The organism is Asinibacterium sp. OR53 (assembly GCF_000515315.1).
Lineage (GTDB): Bacteria > Bacteroidota > Bacteroidia > Chitinophagales > Chitinophagaceae > Sediminibacterium.
The window spans coordinates 392337-414762 of the sequence record NZ_KI911562.1; the positions used below are offsets into that span (position 1 = coordinate 392337).

22 protein-coding genes are annotated in these 22426 nt (G+C 45.8%); 14 read left to right on the forward strand and 8 right to left on the reverse strand.

The annotated features are described in order from the left end of the window. Positions 1-15: 15 nt before the first annotated feature. The 3 genes from SEDOR53_RS18985 (at position 16) to SEDOR53_RS0101760 (ending at position 2189) form a co-directional block, all read left to right on the forward strand. Positions 16-405 (forward strand): hypothetical protein, encoded by a 390-nt coding sequence (locus tag SEDOR53_RS18985; protein ID WP_157576662.1) that lies wholly within the window; start codon positions 16-18, stop codon positions 403-405. Continuing rightward, a protein-coding gene (locus SEDOR53_RS16850) for an IS3 family transposase (RefSeq protein ID WP_369751278.1) occupies positions 332-1452 on the forward strand; the annotation gives its coding sequence in 2 pieces (ribosomal slippage) (positions 332-593 and positions 593-1452; 1122 coding nt in all). The genes SEDOR53_RS18985 and SEDOR53_RS16850 overlap by 74 nt, the downstream gene beginning before the upstream one ends. Before the next feature lie 302 nt (positions 1453-1754). Then, complete coding sequence (locus tag SEDOR53_RS0101760; protein ID WP_026768160.1) at positions 1755-2189, forward strand: hypothetical protein; 435 nt, start codon at positions 1755-1757, stop codon at positions 2187-2189. Positions 2190-2227: 38 nt separating this feature from the next. On the opposite strand, the gene SEDOR53_RS0101765 is transcribed toward SEDOR53_RS0101760, so the two are convergent. Next, the gene (locus SEDOR53_RS0101765) at positions 2228-2740 is read right to left on the reverse strand and encodes an ATP-binding protein (protein ID WP_026768161.1); all 513 of its coding nucleotides are present in this window, start codon (positions 2738-2740) and stop codon (positions 2228-2230) included. A 146-nt stretch (positions 2741-2886) separates the two neighbouring features. Here SEDOR53_RS0101765 and SEDOR53_RS0101770 point away from each other — a divergent pair, with 146 nt between their 5' ends. Beyond that, entirely contained in the window at positions 2887-3219 is a 333-nt protein-coding gene (locus SEDOR53_RS0101770; protein ID WP_026768162.1) for an MmcQ/YjbR family DNA-binding protein, read from the forward strand. A gap of 60 nt (positions 3220-3279) precedes the next feature. Here the strand turns inward: SEDOR53_RS0101770 and nth are convergent, their stop codons facing one another. The 7 genes from nth to SEDOR53_RS0101805 all read right to left on the reverse strand — a co-directional run bounded on the left by nth (position 3280) and on the right by SEDOR53_RS0101805 (position 8602). Then, a complete protein-coding gene (nth, locus tag SEDOR53_RS0101775) occupies positions 3280-3930 on the reverse strand; it encodes an endonuclease III (RefSeq protein WP_026768163.1) in 651 nt (216 codons plus the stop codon). Positions 3931-3972: 42 nt separating this feature from the next. Then, on the reverse strand, positions 3973-4197 hold the full coding sequence (locus SEDOR53_RS0101780) for a hypothetical protein (protein WP_037326085.1): 225 nt from the start codon (positions 4195-4197) through the stop codon (positions 3973-3975). A 100-nt stretch (positions 4198-4297) separates the two neighbouring features. Then, positions 4298-4600 carry a septum formation initiator family protein gene (locus tag SEDOR53_RS0101785; RefSeq protein WP_026768165.1) on the reverse strand — a complete coding sequence of 101 codons (303 nt, stop codon included), beginning with the start codon at positions 4598-4600 and terminating at the stop codon, positions 4298-4300. Positions 4601-4765: 165 nt separating this feature from the next. Beyond that, positions 4766-6058, reverse strand: a complete 1293-nt coding sequence (gene eno / locus SEDOR53_RS0101790) for a phosphopyruvate hydratase (RefSeq protein ID WP_026768166.1) — start codon at positions 6056-6058, stop codon at positions 4766-4768. A gap of 77 nt (positions 6059-6135) precedes the next feature. Then, positions 6136-6834: an ATP-binding cassette domain-containing protein gene (locus SEDOR53_RS0101795; RefSeq protein ID WP_026768167.1), complete on the reverse strand. Its 699-nt coding sequence runs from the start codon at positions 6832-6834 to the stop codon at positions 6136-6138. Between the two features lie 9 nt (positions 6835-6843). Then, complete coding sequence (locus SEDOR53_RS0101800; protein WP_026768168.1) at positions 6844-7065, reverse strand: DUF6814 family protein; 222 nt, start codon at positions 7063-7065, stop codon at positions 6844-6846. Between the two features lie 10 nt (positions 7066-7075). Beyond that, positions 7076-8602 (reverse strand): MFS transporter, encoded by a 1527-nt coding sequence (locus SEDOR53_RS0101805; protein WP_026768169.1) that lies wholly within the window; start codon positions 8600-8602, stop codon positions 7076-7078. A gap of 198 nt (positions 8603-8800) precedes the next feature. Here SEDOR53_RS0101805 and SEDOR53_RS0101810 point away from each other — a divergent pair, with 198 nt between their 5' ends. From SEDOR53_RS0101810 to SEDOR53_RS0101855, 10 genes are all read left to right on the forward strand, one after another. Further along, positions 8801-9187, forward strand: a complete 387-nt coding sequence (locus SEDOR53_RS0101810; RefSeq protein WP_026768170.1) for a hypothetical protein — start codon at positions 8801-8803, stop codon at positions 9185-9187. Positions 9188-9195: 8 nt separating this feature from the next. Then, on the forward strand, positions 9196-9513 hold the full coding sequence (locus SEDOR53_RS16855; protein WP_051416445.1) for a helix-turn-helix domain-containing protein: 318 nt from the start codon (positions 9196-9198) through the stop codon (positions 9511-9513). 141 nt (positions 9514-9654) lie between these two features. Further along, positions 9655-11580, forward strand: a complete 1926-nt coding sequence (acs, locus tag SEDOR53_RS0101820; protein WP_026768171.1) for an acetate--CoA ligase — start codon at positions 9655-9657, stop codon at positions 11578-11580. 247 nt (positions 11581-11827) lie between these two features. Then, positions 11828-12427 carry an RNA polymerase sigma-70 factor gene (locus tag SEDOR53_RS16860; RefSeq protein WP_051416446.1) on the forward strand — a complete coding sequence of 200 codons (600 nt, stop codon included), beginning with the start codon at positions 11828-11830 and terminating at the stop codon, positions 12425-12427. A gap of 51 nt (positions 12428-12478) precedes the next feature. Next, positions 12479-13588 carry a FecR family protein gene (locus SEDOR53_RS18460; protein WP_051416447.1) on the forward strand — a complete coding sequence of 370 codons (1110 nt, stop codon included), beginning with the start codon at positions 12479-12481 and terminating at the stop codon, positions 13586-13588. Between the two features lie 140 nt (positions 13589-13728). Further along, complete coding sequence (locus SEDOR53_RS0101835; protein WP_198018767.1) at positions 13729-17046, forward strand: TonB-dependent receptor; 3318 nt, start codon at positions 13729-13731, stop codon at positions 17044-17046. Positions 17047-17063: 17 nt separating this feature from the next. Beyond that, positions 17064-18545: a RagB/SusD family nutrient uptake outer membrane protein gene (locus SEDOR53_RS0101840; protein WP_051416448.1), complete on the forward strand. Its 1482-nt coding sequence runs from the start codon at positions 17064-17066 to the stop codon at positions 18543-18545. 27 nt (positions 18546-18572) lie between these two features. Continuing rightward, the gene (locus tag SEDOR53_RS0101845; RefSeq protein WP_026768174.1) at positions 18573-19409 is read left to right on the forward strand and encodes a LamG-like jellyroll fold domain-containing protein; all 837 of its coding nucleotides are present in this window, start codon (positions 18573-18575) and stop codon (positions 19407-19409) included. Position 19410: 1 nt separating this feature from the next. Further along, on the forward strand, positions 19411-21078 hold the full coding sequence (locus tag SEDOR53_RS0101850) for a glucoamylase family protein (RefSeq protein ID WP_026768175.1): 1668 nt from the start codon (positions 19411-19413) through the stop codon (positions 21076-21078). A gap of 27 nt (positions 21079-21105) precedes the next feature. Continuing rightward, on the forward strand, positions 21106-22425 hold the full coding sequence (locus tag SEDOR53_RS0101855) for a glucoamylase family protein (protein ID WP_026768176.1): 1320 nt from the start codon (positions 21106-21108) through the stop codon (positions 22423-22425). Position 22426: the final 1 nt, after the last annotated feature.

The following is a 22426-nucleotide window of genomic DNA, read 5'->3' on the forward strand; positions in this document are numbered from 1 at the left end:
ATTAAAATAAATATTATGAAAAAGATATCATTCAAAAAGACTGTGTTTATTTTAACAGTAACTACGATAGTTATTGTCTGTGTAATATGGTTACCAGGATATTCTCGTTACTTTTCTCCGAAAACTCCGGCTCCACCACCGGTGTCACAATATTTGATTGATGATCAAAATAATATTGTCGGCACATTTATTTCTGATGATGACAATTTGTCTAAATGGGTTTTTGATGCCAGTGGCAATTGCTATAGCTATTGTAAGCTTCCCCTGAATGTTACCCATGTGAGGTTAGAGTTAACGACCAAAAGCTTGTTAACTTTAAACTTTGAAACACATGAAAAAAGGAAGATTTACCGAAGCGCAGATTGTATCTGCAATGAAGAAACAGGAATCAGGAATTGCTGTTAAAGAGATTGCCCGAGAGATGGGTATCAGCGAAGCAACGTTTTACAATTGGAAGGCTAAGTATGGAGGCATGGAAGTGAGTGATGTTGTAAAAATGAAGCAGATGGAAGCTGAGATCAGTGAGTACAAGAAGATCGTGGCGGAGTTAAGCCTGGAGAACCGGGCAATGAAGAACCTGATCGCAAAAAAGTTTTAACGCCTGAAGCGAAACGGGAAACTGTTCATCATCTGATGGAAGAAGAGCAGTTAAGTAACCGTAAGGCGTGCGAACTGGCAGGTATATCCCGCAACACCTACCGGTATCAACCAAAACCTAAGGATGACAGTGAAGTTCAGGATGCACTGACGGTTTTAACAACCAAACATGTTGCCATTGGATTTTGGCAGTGTTGCTATCGTCTTTGGAATAAAGGGCATGAATGGAATCATAAACGGATCTATCGGGTATACACAGATATGAAGCTGAATATCCGTCGCAGAGGCAAGAAACGGCTCCCAGAGCGGATAAAGCAACCCTTAAACGTTCCAACAGCACCTAACCAGGTATGGAGCATTGATTTTATGACCGACACGCTCGTAGATGGCAGAAGGTTCCGATTGTTCAATGTGATGGATGATTTTAACCGTGAATCGCTGGCGATAGAGGTTGACACCTCACTTCCGGCACTCAGGGTGATCAGGGTACTGGAAAGACTGATTGTTCAGCGAGGCAAGCCTGCCAATATCCGTTGCGACAATGGCCCAGAGTTTATCAGCCACAAACTGGAAGAGTGGTGCAATGATGAGCAAAGACAGATTACGATACAATTTATTCAACCGGGGAAACCCACACAAAATGCATACATAGAAAGGAAGAATGGAAGCATCAGAAGAGAAGTATTGAATGCTTACCTGTTTTATCGTTTGTCAGAAGTGAGAGAACAGACCGAAGAGTGGAGGATCGACTATAACACTGAACGACCACACAAATCGTTAGGTTATCTCTCACCGATCAGGTATGCGCAAATGATGGAAGAACGAAAAAACCTTATCTTAGAAAACTCTAACTAAGCGTGGGTAAAAATAAAGGGGAGCCGACACTATTACAATAATGAACTTTTAGCTACCTATAATTATTCAATTTCGAATTCGTCTCCACAATGTGGCGTTGATGTTTTAATTGATGAAAACGAACAAACCGCATATCTTCAATTGTATGATGCTTCAGATGGATCATACCAATGTTATGAAATACATGGTATAACTGATCATTTATCACTTAAAACAGTGGACGGCGGGCCAATGTTGTTATTTACAAAACAATAATATCCATTAAACGCCCCTAAACAAGTCTAACTCTAAAATTTTTATAAATGATTTTTTTTAAAAGAATCTTATTATTAGCTGTGATTATTATGTCGTTTAGTGTTTCAGGACTTTGTCAGAAAAATGAAGGAATCATTAATACACAAATTACTGGAACATGGGTAGGTATGGGTATTAAGAGATGGAAGCTTGTATTTAAAGCAAACATGGAATGTTATGAATACGGCCTTGATGTGCATCCGACGATTTATCAGTACAAGGTTACAACTGGACATGTGGAATGTGAAGAGAAGATCGACTCCGCTGATACTGAGAAAATAAGTTACCTTAATCTTAAAAATACAGTTAATGGAAAGACAGACTGCTATGAAATTGAGGAGTTAAATTCAAAAATACTTTCTATACGTATGCTGTATTTACCTCAAGCTTCTACATTTAAAAGAGTTAAGGATTCGAAAGTCCAAAAGAAGAGCGGGTATTAAAGAGAAAATAAAAATTTCCCTTCAATTCAAATCCACAACTACCCTGCACATCCTTCTCTATCCAGACTCCTGTATTGAATGGCATCGGCAAGGTGTTCTGGCCGGATTTCCTGGCTGGTATTCAGATTTGCGATGGTGCAGCTTACTTTCAGGATGCGGTCGTATGCACGGGCACTTAGATTGAGGCATTCCATGGCTTTTGTCAACAGGTTATTACAGCTATTGTTCAACCGACAATATTCACGCATTAGTTGGGTATTGATCTGTGCATTGGCATAAATGCCCGGGTGCTCTTTATACCGTTCAGCTTGCAGATTGCGTGCAGCCATTACGTGTTCGCGGATGGAGATGGGACTTTCCGCTTGCCTGTCATTATTCAACTCAGTGAATACTACAGGTGTTACTTCAACATACAGGTCGATGCGATCTAACAGTGGACCGGATACACTTTGTTGAGGTATTTCTGCACAGCGCAGGGCGGACAGGTACAGTTTTTCCGGATGATTGTAATAACCACAGGGACAGTGTGGTGGAGTTCGCCATTTGAACATAGCAGAACAACTAAAACATTGATTTACAATTCAATTGGGCCGGATAGAAGTCCGCATTGCTGACGAGCGATCCTTTTAACGATCTTTACAGGCGAGGGATTGTCTTCAAATTTTAAAAGTCTAAATAACTTCATTGATAAAAAATCATGGATATTGAACAACTGAGAACCTATGCTTTAAGCAAGCCGGATGTGGAAGAAACCCTTCCATTCGGCCCAGACACATTGGTCTTTAAAGTGAAGGGAAAAATGTTCTTATTATGCGGTATGGATGAACAGCCTTTGCAGTTCAATGTCAAATGCGATCCGGATACAGCCATAGAATTGCGGGAACAATATCCCGATACGGTATTGCCCGGTTATCACATGAATAAAAAGCACTGGAATACGGTGATCGTAAATGGGGTACTATCATCCAAGCAACTGCAGCAGTTCATTGATGATTCTTATGCACTGGTGGCGGGTACGAAGAAAAAATAATATTTAATCCGATACGTCATCACGAGTGTTCAAGCAGGTCCTTCGACTCGCTTCGCTCGCTCAGGATGACGTTCTTTCCTTTTGGTAGTATTTGCATATCTCCTTCAATCCACACTCTCCGCATTTAGGGTTACGTGCGAGGCATGTATAGCGGCCATGTAGAATGAGCCAGTGGTGCGCTTTGTGTATGAGCTCCTTCGGTATGTATTTGATGAGTTCTTTTTCTACTGCCAACGGAGTAGATGCTTTTTCACTCACCAGCGCCAGGCGTTTGCTTACACGGAATACATGCGTGTCAACGGCCATATTAGGCTGGGCATCGATAACACTGGTAATCACATTCGCCGTCTTTCTTCCCACACCGGGTAGCTTTATCAATTCTTCTACTGTCATGGGCACTTCGCCGTTGAATTGCTCCATCAGCATCTGGGACATTCCTATCAGGTGTTTGGTCTTGTTGTTGGGATAGGAAATGCTTTTGATCAGCGGGAACAAATCATCGAATGTTGCTTTGGACATTTTTTGCACTGTGGGATATCGTTTGAAAATATCCGGGGTGGTCATGTTCACGCGCTTATCTGTGCATTGGGCCGAAAGGATCACCGCTACCAGTAATTCAAAGGGATTGTCGTAGGTGAGCTCGGTTTCTGCAACCGGCATGTGCTTTTCAAAATAATCAATTACAAACTGGTATCGCTCTTTTTTGGTCATGCGCAGTAAAGTTAAGCCTTAGCAATTGATTTAAAACAGCGCCTAATGCTTACTCTTCGCGTACTTGAGTATGGTCTTGACCGATAACCGGGAGGGGGATTTGAGCTTTAGTTTATTCAACTGCCGGATACTGCGTTGCAGCATGGCCAGTTTTTCCTCCACTTCTAAATTGTGCATTTCCAAAGCCTGATCAATTGCTGCTTTCAGCGACGGAGAACATTCTTTATAGAGGTACAATATCAGGTCCTCTTCCTTGATTTTTTTCATATTTAATAACAGCGATTGATACCGGTAGATACCACCCGTTATTAAAACGGCTCGGGGAAAACAATATTGTAAGGAAAAGCGCAACGAAATTATATCCGGATTATTTTCCGGCGGTCAGGGAATCTTCAATAATATAAATATCCTCCCCGTCTTTTTTCATCAGGTAACGTTCCCGGGCCAGTTTTTCCAGGGCGGCCGGGTTATGCTGGATATCGGTGAGTTCTTTACGGGCCTTTTCTATTTCCTGCTGGTAATATTTTTTCTGGGTCTCCAGTTTTTTTAACTCACCCAGCTTTTCGCGCTGTTGGAAAAAATCGCGCTGGTCGAAAAAAAGCATCCACACCACAAAGAAGGCTGATACCAGGAGGTATTTGTTGGTGAGGAAAGAAGCGGCTTTTTTCATACCCTAAAATTATAAGAAATTTTTTATTAAAATCGTCATCCTGAGCGACATTGATCGTCATCCCGAGCGCAGCCGAGGGATCTGCCCGAATACCCGGCAGGTCCTTCGACTCGCTTCGCTCGCTCAGGATGACGTTCTTTGCTCGCCCAGGATGATGATCAAAAATTATTTCTTTCCGAACTTGATCTTGCCTTTGGGGTAGATCGCAGTTTCTCCCAGCATTTCTTCGATCCTGATCAATTGGTTGTACTTAGCCATACGATCGGTACGGGAAGCGGAGCCGGTCTTGATCTGTCCGCAGTTCAGGGCTACCGCCAGGTCGGCAATAGTGGTATCTTCTGTTTCACCGCTCCTGTGGCTCATGATGGTATTGTAGCCATTGTGTTGCGCCAGGGTTACGGCGTTGATGGTTTCGGTTACGGTTCCGATCTGGTTTACTTTCACCAGCAGACCATTGCCGATCTTTTTATCGATACCGGTCTGCAAACGCTCTACATTGGTTACAAACAGGTCATCTCCTACCAACTGGCATTTGCTGCCAACGGTGTCGGTAAGGGCTTTCCAGCCATTCCAGTCGTCTTCGGCCATACCGTCTTCAATAGATACGATAGGATATTGTTTCACCCATTTCTCCCAGAATTTCACCAGTTCATCGCTGCTGAGGGCTTTGCCGCTGCTCTTATGGAAAACGTATTTTTTCTTTTTGGCATCCCAGAGTTCGCTGTTGGCGGCATCCATGGCAATCACGATCTGTGAACCGGTTTTGTATCCGGCAGCGGTGATGGATTCCAGCACGGTTTCAATCGCTTCTTCATTGCTCTGGATATTGGGAGCGAAACCACCTTCGTCGCCCACGTTGGTGCTGTATCCTTTTTTCTTCAATACACCTTTGAGGGTATGGAAGATCTCTACGCCCCAACGCAAACCTTCACTGAAAGAAGGAGCGCCTACGGGCATAATCATGAATTCCTGGAAATCAATTTTGTTATCGGCATGCGCACCACCGTTGAGGATATTCATCATGGGGATGGGCAGTGTTTTGGCATTGGTACCACCGATATAACGATACAAAGGCAGGGCTGCTTCTTCGGCTGCCGCTTTGGCTACCGCCATGCTCACAGCGAGCAAGGCGTTCGCGCCCAGCTTGCCTTTATTGGGAGTACCATCGAGTGCGATCATCGCAGCATCAATAGCAGCTTGTTCGGTAACATCAAAACCAACAATGGCTTCTGCAATGACATCGTTCACGTTGTTCACCGCTTTCAGTACGCCTTTGCCGCCATATTTCTTTTTATCGTTATCGCGCAGTTCCACCGCTTCGTGAATACCGGTGCTGGCGCCGCTCGGAACGGCTGCACGGCCCAGGGCACCGTCGTCGGTCACCACATCCACTTCCACCGTAGGATTACCGCGGCTGTCCAATATTTGTCTTGCATGTACTTCAATAATGTAACTCATGTTCGATTGCTTGTTAGGTTTATGATTTTTGAGGTTTTACGTTGCTTGAGGCCGCAATTTACGGATTTGCCTGTGTTTTAGCGGGTCAAACTGCGGAATACGTCTTCCAGTTTTCCACCTTCCAGCAGGCTTTCCAGCCGGTCGTCGGCCACAATACGGCCTTTGTTGATGATGATCACCCGGTCGCAGATGGCTTCCACCTCCTGCAGGATATGAGAAGAAAACAACACCGTTTTATCGCGCCCCTGCTCTTTGATCACCTGCCTGATCTCAACGATCTGGTTGGGGTCCAGTCCGCTGGTGGGCTCATCCAGTATCAGCACTTCGGGATTGTGTACCAGGGCCGCGGCCAGTCCCACCCGCTGTTTGTATCCTTTAGACAACTGCCCGATCTTCTTATGGCTTTCTGCCTGCAGGCCCGTAAGGTCGATCACCCTTTCCGTTTCCTTCTTCACATCACCCACTTTATGCACACCGGCAATAAATGCCAGGTACTCCTTCACATACATATCATAATAGAGCGGATTGGCTTCCGGCAGGTAACCGGTTTTGCGCTTTACTTCCAGCGGATTTGTGCGTACATCAAACCCTTCAACGGCAGCGGTACCGCCATCGGGTTGCAGGTAGCCGGTGATCATTTTCATGGTAGTACTCTTGCCTGCGCCGTTGGGACCCAGGAAGCCTACAATCTCTCCTTTTTTTGCGCTGAAAGAAATACCGTCTACCGCTTTCTGTTCGCCATACTGTTTACTCAGTTCTTTTACTTCAATCGACATGCGCCAAAATTAGTCGTTTGCATCGTATTCGCCCCTGAAAGCATAATAACCAAATATGACCAATCCTACCGCAATGGGAACAAAGACCAGCACAAACACGCTCCATTGAATAATAGTGCTGGTATCGGGCTTTTGCGCAATTTCTGCTGCAGCTGTTTTAATGAGAAAATAAATGGCGGCAGGTCCTAATAAGATCCAGAGGATGCCGGCTATTCGTCTAAGCTGATTCATATATAAAGATTTAAAGATCAACATCCTTCTTTTTACCGGTGAGATACAACGCACCCACTACCAGACTGATGGCTGCTACGATAATGGGATACATCAACCCCGCCAGTTTATCTGATGTATAAACGGTGGCCAGTAAGGTGGCGATGAAAGGTGTGAGTCCACCGAATACGCCATTACCAATATGATAAGGCAGCGACATGGACGTATAACGAATGCGCGTAGGGAACAGTTCCACCAGGAAAGCCGCAATAGGACCATACACCATGGTTACATACAATATCATAATAAATACCACGAATACCATTTTCCAGTAACTGCTGCTGTCCATCAGTTTGGCTGTTTTGATTTCAGGCTTCCGTGTTGTTTTGGCGGGGTCGCTGTACAATGTGTCTTTTGTGGTAGTGTTCAATACCGAGCCATCGTCGTAATGTGTTTTGTTCACCACTGTGCGCAGGTAGTTGCCCGTATTGCCAATGGGCAGCAGGGTGGACTTTTTTTCGCCCATATCCACTACTTCTTTTCTGCTGCTGAGATCGGTGATGGTGAGCAGTTGCCTGAACAATGGTTTATATGTACACACAGCCAGCAGCATACCTATCAGCATGATCCATTTACGCCCGACCTTATCACTCCAGCTTCCGAAGACCACAAAGAAAGGTGTGGCAAACAAGATGGACCAGATGAGCAGGGTGCGCGACTGATCGAACTCTACCTTGCACACATTCTCGATGAACGATTGTGCATAGAATTGTCCTGTGTACCATACAACGCCTTGTCCCATTGTAGCTCCGAATAAAGCCAGCAACACCATTTTGAGATTGGTCTTGTGACCAAAACTTTCTTTCAATGGATTCACCGCTGTTTTTCCTTCTTGCTTGAGTTGTGCGAACAACGGCGATTCTTTCATCTTCAACCGTATATAAACGGATACGATTACCAGCAGGATGGAAACCAGGAAAGGAATGCGCCATCCCCAACTGTTGAACTTGGCAATGGATCGTGCCTGGTCGTTATCGAGTGCATGACGTGTGAGCAGGATCACGCCCAGCGAAACGAACAAACCCAATGTAGCCGTGGTTTGTATCCAGGAAGTAAAATATCCTCTTCTGTGCGCGGGTGCATGCTCTGCTACATAAGTGGCAGCACCGCCGTATTCGCCACCGAGTGCGAGACCTTGTAGCAGTCGCAACAACAACACAATTACCGGCGCTGCAAAACCAATGGTTTCATAACCTGGTACCAGTCCAATAGCAAATGTGGAACCACCCATTAAAATCAGGGTGAGCAAAAAAGTGTATTTCCTTCCAATCAGATCGCCCAGGCGGCCAAATACCAGCGCACCAAAAGGACGCACAATAAAACCGGCGGCAAAGGTGGCCAATGTTGACAGCAATGCAGCGGTAGGATTGGTTTTGGGAAAGAACTGATCGGCGATCACAGTAGCCAGGCTGCCGAAAATATAAAAGTCGTACCATTCTATCAGCGTGCCTACGGATGACGCGGTGATCACGTGCCAGATACCTTTCGTTTGGTTCATAAATTTTGCAATCTGCGTTCAACTTACTGCAAAGCGTTCATATGTCAAAACCCCTGTCAAAGATATTTATCTGCCGGAGGTCGAAACAACTGTTCATGGATGCTGTTTTCAAGGAAATTTTATACTCCGGTCTGCCCGGAGCGAGTCTTTTTAGTTTTGTTAGGAGAAAATAAAAAGTTTAGTTATAAATAAACATTTATGCCTACATTTGTATTGCACAGGATTGGGGAATTGGAAGGAACCCACCCTATTTTCAAGCTTGAAAAGGACGGGCACATTTATTTCGATGTATTCGAGAAAAAGATAAAAAAAGACAGGTCAGTGTCAGGGCAACTGAATTCCATCCAGGCAATATTATATCGTATCATTAATGATCTTCCTGTTCCTGAAACAAAGTTCAAACGCCTGAAGGGAAGTGTGGGCTTATCAGATGAATATGAGATCAAGACAAAAGATTTGCGGGTTTATATTTTTAGGGAAAAACAAACCGGCAACATCATCGTTTGGGGTGGAAGGAAATCTACGCAAGTGGATGATATTCGTCAATTCAGAAGGATTAAACAATTATATCTTAACACCAAATAATTATCGTTATGCTTCCAATGCAAAAATTGGTATGTACCCAGGAATTTTGGATGGAGACCATTCAAAACGATCTTGCCTACGCCGTTAAAAAATATATGGACGATCACCAGATCAATCAAACGGCATTGGCCAATGAATTAGGGGTATCCAAAGGGTATATCAGCCAGGTACTTAACGGGCATTTTAATTTTACCTTGCAGAAATTGATCGAGATATCCTTGCATATTGGTGCGGCACCCTGTCTTTCTTTTGTGCCTATGCCAGATTACATTAACGGCAAGGTTAAATCTAAAACGAAACGAAAACGGCTTACAGTCATGGGCTAGATGATGGTATTGCTTCTCAATACAGTAACAGGTTGAATTTTGTTCAATTACGCAAACGATTGTTAGTTATTTCTTCATGGTTATATTTTTTAGAAGCGCTGCACACAGCGTATATTTATGGCCCTAAAAGCGTCGATTGTCATGTCATATCCCTACCAGATCAAGTCCTTCCATGAATACAAAAGTGAGTATGAAAAAAGCATAGAAGACCCCGCCGGTTTCTGGGGCTCCATTGCAGAGCATTTTACCTGGCGCCGGAAATGGGATGAAGTGGTGAACTGGAATTTCAAAGAACCCAAAGTGGAGTGGTTCAAAGGCGCGAAACTGAATATCACGGAAAACTGCCTCGACCGTTATCTTGAAACTCGTGGCAACCAGCCCGCCATCATCTGGGAACCCAATGATCCCGAAGAACATCATCGCATACTTACTTATAGAAAACTGCACGAAAAAGTTTGCCAGTTTGCACATGTACTGAAGAACAACGGCGTTAAAAAAGGCGACCGTGTTTGTATTTACATGGGTATGATCCCCGAACTGGCCATCGCTGTGCTGGCCACTGCCCGCATCGGCGCGATCCACTCGGTGATATTCGGTGGCTTTTCTGCACAAAGTATTGCCGACAGGCTCGAAGACGCGCAGGCCGAATACATTGTTACCTGTGATGGCGCTTACCGCGGCGCAAAAGATATTCCATTGAAGAGTGTGATCGACGATGCATTGATCGGTAACAAGACCGTTAAGAAAGTGATCGTATGCACCCGTACCCGCACGCCTGTTTCCATGCTCAAGGGGCGCGATCTCTGGTGGGAAGAAGAAATGAAGCAGGTGGAAGAAAAAGGACTCAATTATATTGAAGCGGAAGAGATGGATGCTGAAGACCCGCTCTTCATATTATATACTTCCGGTTCTACCGGTAAGCCCAAAGGCGTAGTACACAGTTGTGCAGGCTATATGCTCTTCACCAATTACACGTTTGTGAACGTGTTCCAATACCAGACCGGACAGATCCATTTCTGTACGGCTGATATCGGCTGGATCACCGGGCACAGTTATATTGTATACGGTCCGTTGAGTGCCGGCGCCACTTCACTACTGTTTGAAGGCGTGCCCACCTGGCCCGACGCCGGCAGGTTCTGGGATATTGTAGACAAATACAAAGTGAACATTCTCTATACTGCACCCACCGCCATCCGCAGTCTTATGGGTTTTGGTTTAGGCCCTTTGCAGGGTAAGGACCTTTCTTCCCTGAAAGTACTGGGCACCGTAGGCGAACCCATCAACGAAGAAGCCTGGAATTGGTACGATGAACATGTGGGCAAAAAGAAATGTCCCATTGTAGATACCTGGTGGCAGACCGAAACAGGAGGCATATTGATCTCCAATTTAGCAGGCATCACACCCGCGAAACCCAGTTGGGCCACGCTTCCATTGCCTGGCGTACAACCCATACTGGTAGATGAAAAAGGAAATGAAATAACCGAAGCCGTGGATGGCATTACCAGTGGCAATCTTTGTATCAAAGCCCCCTGGCCATCCATCATACGCACTACTTACGGCGACCATGAACGTTGCCGCGTGAATTATTTCGCTACTTATGAGAACCTGTACTTTACGGGTGATGGTGCATTGAAAGACTCCGAAGGTTTTTACCGCATCACTGGTCGTGTAGACGATGTATTGAATGTGAGCGGCCACCGCATTGGTACGGCTGAAGTGGAGAATGCCATCAACATGCACGCGGGCGTGGTGGAAAGTGCAGTAGTAGGTTATCCGCACGATATCAAGGGACAGGGCATTTATGCTTATGTGATCTACAATGGCACACACATGGACGATCCATCGCTCACCCGCAAGGATATTTTACAAACCGTTACACGCGTGATCGGCCCCATTGCCAAGCCCGATAAAATTCAGTTTGTAAGCGGCCTGCCAAAAACCCGCAGCGGTAAGATCATGCGCCGCATCCTGCGCAAGATCGCCGAAGGAGAAGTACAACAATTGGGCGATACCAGCACATTGCTTGACCCAGGAGTGGTGGATGAGATTAAAGATGGCAGGTTATAATCATTATTGTTCCAGATGCTTTCTTATCAAATCCATACCTGATTCGGTATTTGTTCGCTGTTTGTTCGCTGTTTATATACCCCCGCTTCGCTATTTGTTCGCTGTTAAGCGAACAAATAGCGAACAAATGCAGTAAAAAAGGCATCCAAACAACGAGGCAATCCAATATCAAATAAGTCGTTGATTACAGAAAACCCGAATGTTTTCAGTAATTTTATACTCGCTTCTTTGAAGCAGGTTCTTGCCAATGTCATATCGTATCACACATGATGATGTTTTGCACGAGGTTGCTCGTGGCAACCAGGTCGCATTCCGCGAGCTGTACAATCTGTATTTTCAAAAACTCTTTCTTTTTGCCAAAGCCATCGTAAAAACCAAAGACGGCGCCACAGAAGTGGTAGACGAAGTATTGGTGAACATCTGGAAACAGCGGGAACAGCTTCCCGGCATACAAAACCTGCGCGTTTACCTTTATACAGCTGTAAAAAACAAGGCATTCAGCTATCTTTCGGCAAAAGCCAACCAGCAGATCGGCGGCGCTTTTGACGATATCGATATTGAAATAGCCGAGGAGTATAATGCCGAAAAGCAAATGATCACAGGCGAGATGCTGCGCAAAATCCATGACGCCGTTGAAGCGCTCCCGCCCCGTTGCAAAATGATCTTCAAACTGGTACGGGAAGACAACCTTCGCTATAAAGAAGTATCGGAGATACTCCATATTTCTGAAAAAACGGTAGATGCCCAAATGGTTATCGCTATTAAAAAACTCAGCCAGGTGCTCCGTCCCCATTTCGATACTTTCCCGGATTTCAAAAAAATCAAAAAAAATCAGGGCGCGCTTTAGGGAGATTCTCTTTTCTCCCGGTCTTTATAGTAAGACATTGATTGCGCAGCCATGCAGAACGACAAATTGACCGAACTAATCAGTCGCCATCTTTCCGGCGAAGCCAGTGAAGAAGAACTGGCACAGTTGCATGCGCATTTGGCCAACCATCCGCAGGACCAGTATTTTTTCGATATCCTTTCCAATTACTGGCAATCACACAACAACGATAGTAACCCCGACGATACAACCGCATCGGGCAATCATTTTAACCAGTTGATGGAAAAAGCGCTGCGGGAAGAAGAGGAAGCGCATACCATCACCCACCAGCCGCTCGTTCATCTGATGAGAAGACGTTGGTGGCAATATGCAGCCGCGGCAGTCCTGGTTATCGGACCCGCCTACTGGCTTTGGTCTGGCAGCAGTAAAACAGCCACAGCCACAGCCTCACCAAAAAAGAATGAAATCACAGCCCATAAAGGCGCCCGCTCCAAATTGCGGCTGCCCGACGGCACTACTGTTTGGCTCAACTCTGATAGCAAGCTGACGTACAACGATCATTTCAACGGCCCTGTACGCGAAGTGGAACTAACCGGTGAAGGCTTTTTCGACGTGGTGAAAGACCCGCGTCATCCATTCATCGTGCACACTTCCGGAATCGACATCCGCGTACTGGGTACTGCATTTAATGTTAAGTCCTACCCCCAATCCAATACCATTGAAGCCACCCTTATCAGGGGTTTGATTGAAGTAGCCAGGAAGGATAGTCCCGATGGCCCCAAAGTTTACCTCCACCCTCACGAAAAACTGGTGTACCACAAAGAAGATTCTACGTTCGCTGCTTCTACAGACAAATCACATACAGTCGCCAGCGCTACTGAAACCAACATGGCTATCTCCAGTGTACCGCGCGACCTGCCCGACAGTACCCTGCCCGAGACCGCATGGGTATATAATAAACTGATGTTCAACGGTGAGTCGTTCCGGGAAATGGCCGATAAAATGGAGCGATGGTTCAATGTGAAAATGGTGCTGGAAGATGAGAAAGTAGCCAATTACCGGTTCAGGGTAATTTTCGAGAATGAGACCATTGAACAAGCGCTGCAAGCCCTCCAATTAACTGCTTCCTTTAACTATAAAATCAACCAAGACCATGAAGTGCACATCTACAAGACCCGATAATTCAGGGTAAGCCTCCCACCACCATAGAAAGAATCGGAGAATGCAGCAACATTCCCCGACCTAAGGCTAAGACTGAGACAAGAAACCCAGATCTCGCAAAAATCAATGGGTTTCAATTGATTAACCTACAATCCAAATGTATGAAAAAAAGCGTGCAAGAAACGAAACGCTTCCTGCCATCACCCATCCTAAAAACAATTGTGCTTATGAAGCTGGCGATTGTTCTCACCCTTTTCACTGCTTTACAGGCGCATGCCGGCGCCTTTGGCCAGAACGTCAGGATGCAGGTACAGCAAACCGAGGTAAGGAAGATCCTTACTTCCATTGAGAAATCTGCCAATGTCAGGTTCCTGTATAATTATGACCTGGCACCTGTTATCAAAACGAAAGTGGACTTTACCGCCAATAACATTCCATTGCGCTCGGCATTGGATAACCTGTTGCAGAAAGTAAACCTTTCTTACAAAGTGTTGGAGAATAACCTGGTGGTATTGCTCAAAGAAGCCGATGAAAAAAATGCGTATGACCAACGCGTCAGCGGAAAGGTTACCAATGAAAGCGGGCAACCTTTTGCCAATGTATCGGTGAAAGTAAAAGGCACCAATAGCGGCACTATTACCAACAGTGAAGGCGCGTATAACATACCCGTTAGCGGAAAGAATGCCGTATTGGTATTCTCTTTTGTTGGCTATGAAGACAAAGAAATCACCATGGGCGAACAAACCACCATCAACACCTCCCTGGTGCCCAGTCAAAAAGAACTGGACCAGGTAATTGTGGTGGGATATGGCACACAGAAAAAGATCGACGTTACCGGTTCTGTGGCTGCTGTGAAAGGCGAAGACATCGCTAAACAAGCGTCTACCAACCCCATCAGCGCTTTGCAGGGCAAGGTAGCGGGCGTTCAGATCACCAACAGTGGTGCACCCGGCTCATCGCCCCAGGTGCGCATCCGTGGCCTCGGTACGGTGTATGGCAATGCCAATCCATTGTATGTAGTGGATGGGGTATGGTATGATGATATCAGTTTCCTGAACCCCGCCGATATTGACAATATCAGCGTACTGAAAGATGCCTCCAGCGAATCTATTTATGGTGTGAGGGCAGCTAATGGCGTGATACTGGTTACAACTAAAAAAGGTAAATCAGGACAAGCTATTGTCAATTACACCGGTTCTGTAGGATTCCAGCACGTGACCAATAGCATTAAAATGGCCAACGCCAATGAATTTGCTACCATGGTCAATGAACTGGCGGCTGCCAACGGCAGCGCTGCCCTCCTCGATCCTACGCAGTTTGGTGTGGGAACCGATTGGTACCACCAGGTGTTGAGGAATGCATTAATAACTAATCACCAGGTATCTGTAAGCGGCGGTTCTGAAAAATCAACTTATAATTTCTCTCTAGGCTACCTGAAACAGGAAGGCCTTGTAAAAGGCAATGATTATACCAGGGTTACTGCGAGATTGCAAAATGATTTCCAGGTATTCAGGAATTTGAAATTAGGATATACGGCTACTGCGGCTTCTAATAATTTCGTTGATTTCCCCGGCGACATTTTCCACCAACTTTTTGCAGCTGCACCCGTAGTACCTGTTTATTACAAAGATGGCAGTTATGGAGATCCCAGTGATTATAGCCTGGGAGACGGTGCTAATTTCAACCCGCAGGCTACACTCGATTTCTATAACCAGAAAACAAAGAATTACCGTGTTTCAGGAAGCGCTTACGGCGATCTGAAACTGATGCCTCATCTGACATTTCATAGCAGTATAGGTGGCGACTTTGGTCAGATTGAAAGAAGAAACTATCAACCGGTATACACTGCTACTTTGAAGCAGCGCAACACCGCCAGTCAGTTGACAATGATACGCACAGAAAGCAGGAACTGGATATTGGAGAACACCCTTACTTACGAGAATAAATTCAACAACCATAATTTGAAAGTGTTGTTGGGACAATCTGCACAACGTTATCAGTCTTACGGATGGACTGCCACTGCACCCAATGTGCCCAATACCAGTGAAGGCGACTATTACCTTCGCCTGGGAAGTACTGCCGGAAGGAACGTAGATGATAACGGTTCCGTTGCCACTATTGCTTCTTATTTCGGTCGTGTTACCTATGATTATCAGGGTAAATACTTGTTGAACTTCTCCATGCGTGCCGACGGATCTTCTAAATTCTTCGGTGATAACCGCTGGGGTTATTTCCCTTCTGTTGGTGCAGGCTGGGTGATCACACGTGAAAGTTTCATGCAGAACCAAAAATTGTTCAACAACCTGAAACTCCGGGCCAGTTGGGGTAAGATCGGTAACGTATCCGTTCCATCGAACATCTCTGTGCTCACAGTAACACAGGCTCCTTATCTCACAGCCATCTTCGGCAACCAGCCTTATACCGGCGCCAGTATCAATTCAGTAGTACCTCCTACTACTTATTGGGAAAGAGGTGTGGGAACAGATATCGGTTTGGATGCATCATTGCTGAGCAACAAGCTGACTGTTGAGTTAGATTACTACAATAAAAAAACTGAGAAAGCCATCTTCGATATTCCCATTCTTTCATCTGTAGGAACATCGTCTGGTACCATCCTCGGCAACCAGGCCGATTTCCAGAACAGGGGTGTTGAATTGGCCATTACCTGGAAAAATGAAATAGGCAAAGACATCACTTATTCTGTAAGCGCCAACCTGGGTATAAACGATAACAAAGTATTGTCTGTTACCACCGGCAGCAACCCCATCTATGGCGGTGGTGGTGCCGCTACAGGTGGTCAGTTGTCAACCCGTACCATGGTGGGACAACCCATCGGCCAGTTCTACGGATTAGTCGTAGCTGGTGTATTCCAGAACCAGTCGCAGATCACCGGATCAGCGCAGCCCAATGCCAAGCCCGGCGATTTCATTTATGTAGACCAGGATAAAAATGGTGTGATCGATGCCCGCGACAGGGTACCCTTGGGTAATCCCAATCCCAGGTACAGTTATGGTGTAAACACCAACTGGACATATAAGCAGTTCGACCTCACACTGGATTTCCAGGGAGTGGCTGGTGTACAGGTGTACAACGCCAACCTGGGACTGCGTTATGGTAACGAGAATTTCACCAAAGATTTTTATGATAAACGCTGGCATGGAGAAGGCACTTCCAACAGCTATCCTTCCGCTAATATTGGTGGTGGCGATAACTATCGTCCCAATTCCTTCTTCGTGGAAAATGGCAGTTATTTCAGGGTAAGGAATATGCAATTAGGCTATACCCTGCCTGCTTCACTGACAGACAGGTGGAAGGTTAAAAAACTCCGTGTGTACCTGAATGCACAAAACGCATTCAACTTCTTCAAGTACAGGGGCTTCACACCTGAGATAGGCGGATCGGCCATTAACCAGGGCATTGATACCAATGTTTATCCGTTGTATGCCACTTACAATTTTGGTGTGAACCTCACCTTCTAACAAAAAATTTTACAATCATGAATCTTCATAATAAAATATATCACCGTTATTTCATCTCCGGCGCTTTGTTGGCACTGGTGGTGTTTACCGGATGCAACAAAACATTCCTGGATGTGCCGCCGCAGGGACAGCAGCCCAGTCAGCAATTCTGGAAATCAGATGCTGATGCTGCCAAGGCCGTGAATGCGATGTACGCCAATTTACATGAATGGAAGAATATTGCTTTCGCACCCATTGCCGTAGAAAGTATGGGCTCGGATGATGCAGAGAAAGGAAGCAGTCCGAGTGATGCTACCTTCATGAACAAGTTCCACAACTTTACTGCTACTTCCACAGAAGGACAGATTGCCGACTTCTGGGCAGGCCAGTACCAGAACATCAATTTCGCCAACCAGGTATTAGACAATGTTCCCGGTATTACTATGGATGATAACCTTAAAAACCGTTACCTGGCAGAAGCTAAATTCATCAGGGCTTATTCTTATTTCAGGCTGGTACGTGCCTTCGGCGATGTGCCATTACGCTTAACAGTACCCAAAAGTGCTGCCGAATACAATGTCCCGCGCACACCAAAAGCGCAGGTATGGGCGGCTATTGAAAAAGACCTCACAGATGCGGCGGCTGTTTTACCGCAGTCTTATGGTGCAGCCGATGTAGGACGCGCTACAAAAGGGGCAGCCCTGGGTATGCTGGCCAAAGTATCGATGTACCAGAAGAAATGGCAGGCAGTATTCGATCTTACAACACAGGTAATGGGCATGGGATATAGCTTGTTCCCCGACTTCGAAAAACTCTTCCGCACCCAGAATAAGAACAGTTCAGAATCTGTATTTGAGATACAGTGCAAACTGATACTGGGTAACAAAGCTGCTTCCAATTCGCAGTATTCCCAGGTACAGGGTGTTCGCGGATCGGTAGGTGGTGGATGGGGTTTCAATGTGCCCACACCTGATCTCGTAGCTGAATTCGAACCGGGAGATACACGCAAAGCAGGTACTATTATATTCAGAGGAGAAACCACTGCCGAAGGAGATGTGATACCGCCTACAGGTGACAATCCCATGTACAACAAAAAATCTTATGTTCCCTTCAGCCAGTATGTATCCGGTTACAATGAAGGAGCTGACCAGGATTTCATGGTATTGCGTTTTGCAGACATCCTGCTTATGAATGCAGAGGCCAGCAATGAATTGGGCAAACCCGCACAAGCCCTGATATCACTCAATAAAGTGCGTGCCAGGGCCCGCGGCAGCAATCCCGCTGTATTACCTGATGTTACCACAACCGATCAGGGCGCACTCCGCAATGCCATCTGGCATGAGCGCCGTGTAGAACTGGCCATGGAATTCGACAGGTTCTTCGATGTGATCCGCCAGGGTCGTGCGGCCACTGTGTTCGGACCAAGGGGATTTGTAGCGGGCAAGAATGAAGTGCTGCCTATCCCTCAGAATGAAATAGACCTGAGTGCAGGTGTGTTGACACAAAATCCCGGGTATTAATTCTTTGACAATTAAAGACATTTTGTTATGAAATATATTAACAGACAACTATTGTTCTCACTCATCGCAGGTAGCAGTATGTTGCTCAGTTCCTGTTATAAAAAATTCGATCCTTCGAGCTATGCACCTGCCTTATCTATTGGCGGATATACCAGCGCTAAAAGCATTGCTCCCGGCAACCTGGTAGGCTACTGGTCGTTCGACAACAATGTAACAGACAGCGTTACGAATACGGCAGGCACGAATGTTGGGGTTGGTTTTGTGAACGGCATCAAAGGAGCAGCTATGCAAGGTGGCGTCAATAAATATGTTTTGTTCAATCCGGGTTCGGGTATACAGAACCTGCAGAGTTTTACTGTTACTTCGTGGGTCAACAGTCCGCAAAACACCAACGGTATTGCCGGCATTCTCGATATAGCCAATACCAATTCATTCTGGGGCAACCTCACCATCTTCTTCGAGAATGGAGGTACTGCCACCAATGCCAACCTGAAAGTACACGTGAATAACAATGGCAAAGACGCCTGGCTGGGCAATTACAACATCACCAATGCCTGGAATGTGTGGATGAATATTGCCGTAAGCTATGATGCTGCCAGCTCTACTTTCAAAGTATTCGTGAATGGTTCTAAAATTGCCACCCAGGTAGTGGCTAATTTCGGACCACTGCAATTTCAGAATGCCACTAAAATGGTATTCGGAACCGTGCAGTTTCAAACAACTCCCAGTCTTACTTCTGCAACCAGCTCTCAACCCTGGGCCAGTTTCATGACCGGTCAATTGGATGAAGTGCGCATTTACAATAAAGCGCTGGCAGAAAGCGATATCAATGCATTGGTAAAACTGGAGGGAAGAGGTAAGTAACATGAAACCTCATTATCTGGTGGCGATGGGTTTACTGATGCTGGGTGCAGGCTGTGGTAAAACGGGTAATGATACCCGGCCTGCACCCACGCCACCGGCTTCATATAGTTTCAATACTTTAACGGTGAACGGTGTTTTCAATGGGTTCAATTATACAAGTGTGAACTACACACCTGTGATCAGGCTAAACTTCACTGCGAAATTGAGCCGTACCAGTGTTGCAGCAAATATCATTTTCAAAGACAACAATGGAGGTGTGGTTGCTTACACAACCGGGTTTGAGAATAACGATAGCACCGTTATCATTCAGCCTTCCCAGGCATTGCAGCCGTTGAACAAATACAACATCACCGTATCGCAACAACTGCAGTCTTCTCCGGGTGGCTACCTGCAATCCGGTATTACCGTGAACCTGCAAACAAAGATCGATTCTACCAGGAAGTTCCCGTTGATCTCAGATGATTCATTGCTTACGCTGGTACAGCGACAGACTTTTACTTATTTCTGGGATTTCGCACACCCCCTAAGCGGACTGGCCAGGGAAAGAAATACCAGTGGCGATGTGGTAACCAGCGGTGGTTCAGGCTTCGGCATCATGACCATTCCTGTTGCCGTCAACCGGCAATTCATCACCCGTGCACAGGGACTGGCAAGGATGCAACAGATCGTGGGATTCCTGAAAAATACGGCGCAGAAATTCCATGGCGCTTTTCCGCACTGGTTGAATGGAGCCACCGGTGTTGTTGTTCCTTTCAGCGCAAAAGACAACGGGGCCGATCTGGTGGAAACGTCTTACCTGATGCAGGGATTATTATGTGCCAGGCAATATTTCAACGGCAGCGATGCCGCAGAAACAGCATTGCGTACAGATATCAATACATTGTGGAATAACGTTGAATGGAATTGGTTTCAACAAAACAACCAGAACCTGCTGTACTGGCATTGGAGTCCCACCGATGCATGGATCATGAATATGCCCATCAGGGGATGGAATGAAGCATTGATCACTTACGTGCTGGCAGCTTCATCCAACACTTATGCCATTCCTAAAACAGTGTACGATGCCGGATGGGCTGGTGCTGCGAATTTTAAAAACGGCAATACTTATTATAATTACAACCTGCCATTGGGTCCATCGATGGGCGGTCCTTTGTTCTTTGAGCACTATTCTTTTCTTGGCATTAATCCCAATGGGTTAACGGATGCTTATGCAGATTATACCTTACAGACCAGGAATCATGCACTGATCAATTATAATTATTGCAAAGCCAATCCTAAAAACCAGGTGGGATACAGCGATAGTTGCTGGGGGCTCACTGCCAGCGATATCCCGAATGGATATACGGCCAGTTCTCCTACCAATGATGCAGGTGTAATTGCACCTACGGCAGCGCTTTCTTCCTTCCCTTATACGCCCAAAGAATCGATGCAGGCGCTGAAATTCTTTTACTATGTATTGGGTGATAAAATATGGGGAAACTATGGCTTCGCTGATGCTTTCTCATTGAACGATGGCTGGTTTGCCAATTCATACCTGGCTATTGACCAGGGCCCCATTGTAGTAATGATTGAAAATTACAGAACCGGGTTGCTTTGGAATTTATTTACCAGCTGCCCCGAAATTAAAACAGGTATGAAAGCCCTGGGATTTCAGGCTTCTTATTTATAATATTACTCGCGATTTAAAATAAAAGACATGAAAAAATCATTGAGCGTATGGCTCTGCATTTTATTGAGTACTTCTCTTTTTGCACAACAGATACCGGTTGCCAGAACAAAAAACCTCAGCGATACGGCTTTACTGGAATTGGTGCAAAAGCAAACCTTTAAATATTTCTGGGATTTCGGACATCCTGTAAGCGGTATGGCCCGTGAAAGGAGCAATACCTCTTTCAACTATGGTCATGAAGTGGTAACTACCGGTGGTACCGGCTTTGGCGTGATGGCCATGGTGGTGGCAGCAGAAAGGAAATGGGTGCCGCGCGATTCCGTAGTAGCAAGATTATTGAAGATGGTTAAATTCCTCTCCAAAGCCAATTCTTATCATGGTGTTTTCCCGCATTGGTTCAACGGGGCAACCGGACAAACCATTCCCTTCAGCCGGAAAGACGACGGGGCAGACTTAGTAGAAACCTCATTCTTATTCGAAGGGCTTCTCACTGCGCGTCAATATTTCAATGCGGGCAATAAAACAGAAACCGAATTGCGCAACCGCATCAACAGCTTGTGGAATGAAGTGGAATGGGATTGGTTTACCAGGGGCGGACAGGATGTACTCTACTGGCATTGGAGTCCCAACAATGACTGGAACATGAACCATTCGCTCCGCGGATTCAACGAATGCCTGATCACCTATGTACTGGCAGCCAGCAGCGAACGGTATCCTGTTCAAAGTAATGTGTACCACCGCGGATGGGCCATCAACAATTATTTCAAAAACGGAAAAGAGTTCTATGGTATCAAACTGCCGCTTGGCTTTGATTATGGCGGACCGCTGTTCTTCACCCATTATTCTTTCCTGGGTCTAGACCCGAGAGGATTGAAAGACCGTTATGCTGATTACTGGCAGCAAAACCAGAACCACACGCTCATCAACCATGCCTATTGTTTAGATAACCCCAAAAAGTTCAAAGGTTACGGAGCAAATTGCTGGGGCCTCACTGCAAGCGACAACCATCAAGGTTATAGCGCCCATTCACCCACCAATGACCTGGGTGTGATCACGCCTACTGCCGCGCTCTCGGCATTTCCTTATACGCCTGAATTTTCAATGAAAGCATTGCGTCATTTTTACGACGACCTGGGCGATAAGATATGGGGTGAATATGGTTTTACAGATGCTTTCAGTGAAGAGCATAACTGGTATGCACAATCCTACCTGGCTATTGACCAGGGGCCGATTGTTGTGATGATCGAAAACTATCGCTCTGGCTTGCTGTGGAAACTGTTTATGAGCTGCCCCGAAGTTCAAAAAGGATTACAGAAACTCGATTTCAAATCAGCGTCTATCAATTGAT

Excerpts from the sequence above, each read along its gene's own strand:
- SEDOR53_RS0101810 (WP_026768170.1), top strand. The coding sequence starts at position 8,801 with ATGCCTACATTTGTATTGCACAGGATTGGGGAATTGGAAGGAACCCAC.
- SEDOR53_RS0101840 (WP_051416448.1), top strand. The coding sequence starts at position 17,064 with ATGAATCTTCATAATAAAATATATCACCGTTATTTCATCTCCGGCGCT.
- acs (WP_026768171.1), top strand. The coding sequence starts at position 9,655 with ATGTCATATCCCTACCAGATCAAGTCCTTCCATGAATACAAAAGTGAG.
- SEDOR53_RS0101805 (WP_026768169.1), bottom strand. The coding sequence starts at position 8,602 with ATGAACCAAACGAAAGGTATCTGGCACGTGATCACCGCGTCATCCGTA.
- eno (WP_026768166.1), bottom strand. The coding sequence starts at position 6,058 with ATGAGTTACATTATTGAAGTACATGCAAGACAAATATTGGACAGCCGC.
- SEDOR53_RS16855 (WP_051416445.1), top strand. The coding sequence starts at position 9,196 with ATGCTTCCAATGCAAAAATTGGTATGTACCCAGGAATTTTGGATGGAG.
- SEDOR53_RS18985 (WP_157576662.1), top strand. The coding sequence starts at position 16 with ATGAAAAAGATATCATTCAAAAAGACTGTGTTTATTTTAACAGTAACT.
- SEDOR53_RS0101845 (WP_026768174.1), top strand. The coding sequence starts at position 18,573 with ATGAAATATATTAACAGACAACTATTGTTCTCACTCATCGCAGGTAGC.
- SEDOR53_RS0101760 (WP_026768160.1), top strand. The coding sequence starts at position 1,755 with ATGATTTTTTTTAAAAGAATCTTATTATTAGCTGTGATTATTATGTCG.
- SEDOR53_RS0101835 (WP_198018767.1), top strand. The coding sequence starts at position 13,729 with ATGAAAAAAAGCGTGCAAGAAACGAAACGCTTCCTGCCATCACCCATC.
- SEDOR53_RS0101780 (WP_037326085.1), bottom strand. The coding sequence starts at position 4,197 with ATGAAAAAAATCAAGGAAGAGGACCTGATATTGTACCTCTATAAAGAA.
- SEDOR53_RS0101855 (WP_026768176.1), top strand. The coding sequence starts at position 21,106 with ATGAAAAAATCATTGAGCGTATGGCTCTGCATTTTATTGAGTACTTCT.
- SEDOR53_RS16860 (WP_051416446.1), top strand. The coding sequence starts at position 11,828 with ATGTCATATCGTATCACACATGATGATGTTTTGCACGAGGTTGCTCGT.
- SEDOR53_RS0101785 (WP_026768165.1), bottom strand. The coding sequence starts at position 4,600 with ATGAAAAAAGCCGCTTCTTTCCTCACCAACAAATACCTCCTGGTATCA.
- SEDOR53_RS0101765 (WP_026768161.1), bottom strand. The coding sequence starts at position 2,740 with ATGTTCAAATGGCGAACTCCACCACACTGTCCCTGTGGTTATTACAAT.
- SEDOR53_RS18460 (WP_051416447.1), top strand. The coding sequence starts at position 12,479 with ATGCAGAACGACAAATTGACCGAACTAATCAGTCGCCATCTTTCCGGC.
- SEDOR53_RS0101800 (WP_026768168.1), bottom strand. The coding sequence starts at position 7,065 with ATGAATCAGCTTAGACGAATAGCCGGCATCCTCTGGATCTTATTAGGA.
- SEDOR53_RS0101850 (WP_026768175.1), top strand. The coding sequence starts at position 19,411 with ATGAAACCTCATTATCTGGTGGCGATGGGTTTACTGATGCTGGGTGCA.
- nth (WP_026768163.1), bottom strand. The coding sequence starts at position 3,930 with ATGACCAAAAAAGAGCGATACCAGTTTGTAATTGATTATTTTGAAAAG.
- SEDOR53_RS0101770 (WP_026768162.1), top strand. The coding sequence starts at position 2,887 with ATGGATATTGAACAACTGAGAACCTATGCTTTAAGCAAGCCGGATGTG.
- SEDOR53_RS0101795 (WP_026768167.1), bottom strand. The coding sequence starts at position 6,834 with ATGTCGATTGAAGTAAAAGAACTGAGTAAACAGTATGGCGAACAGAAA.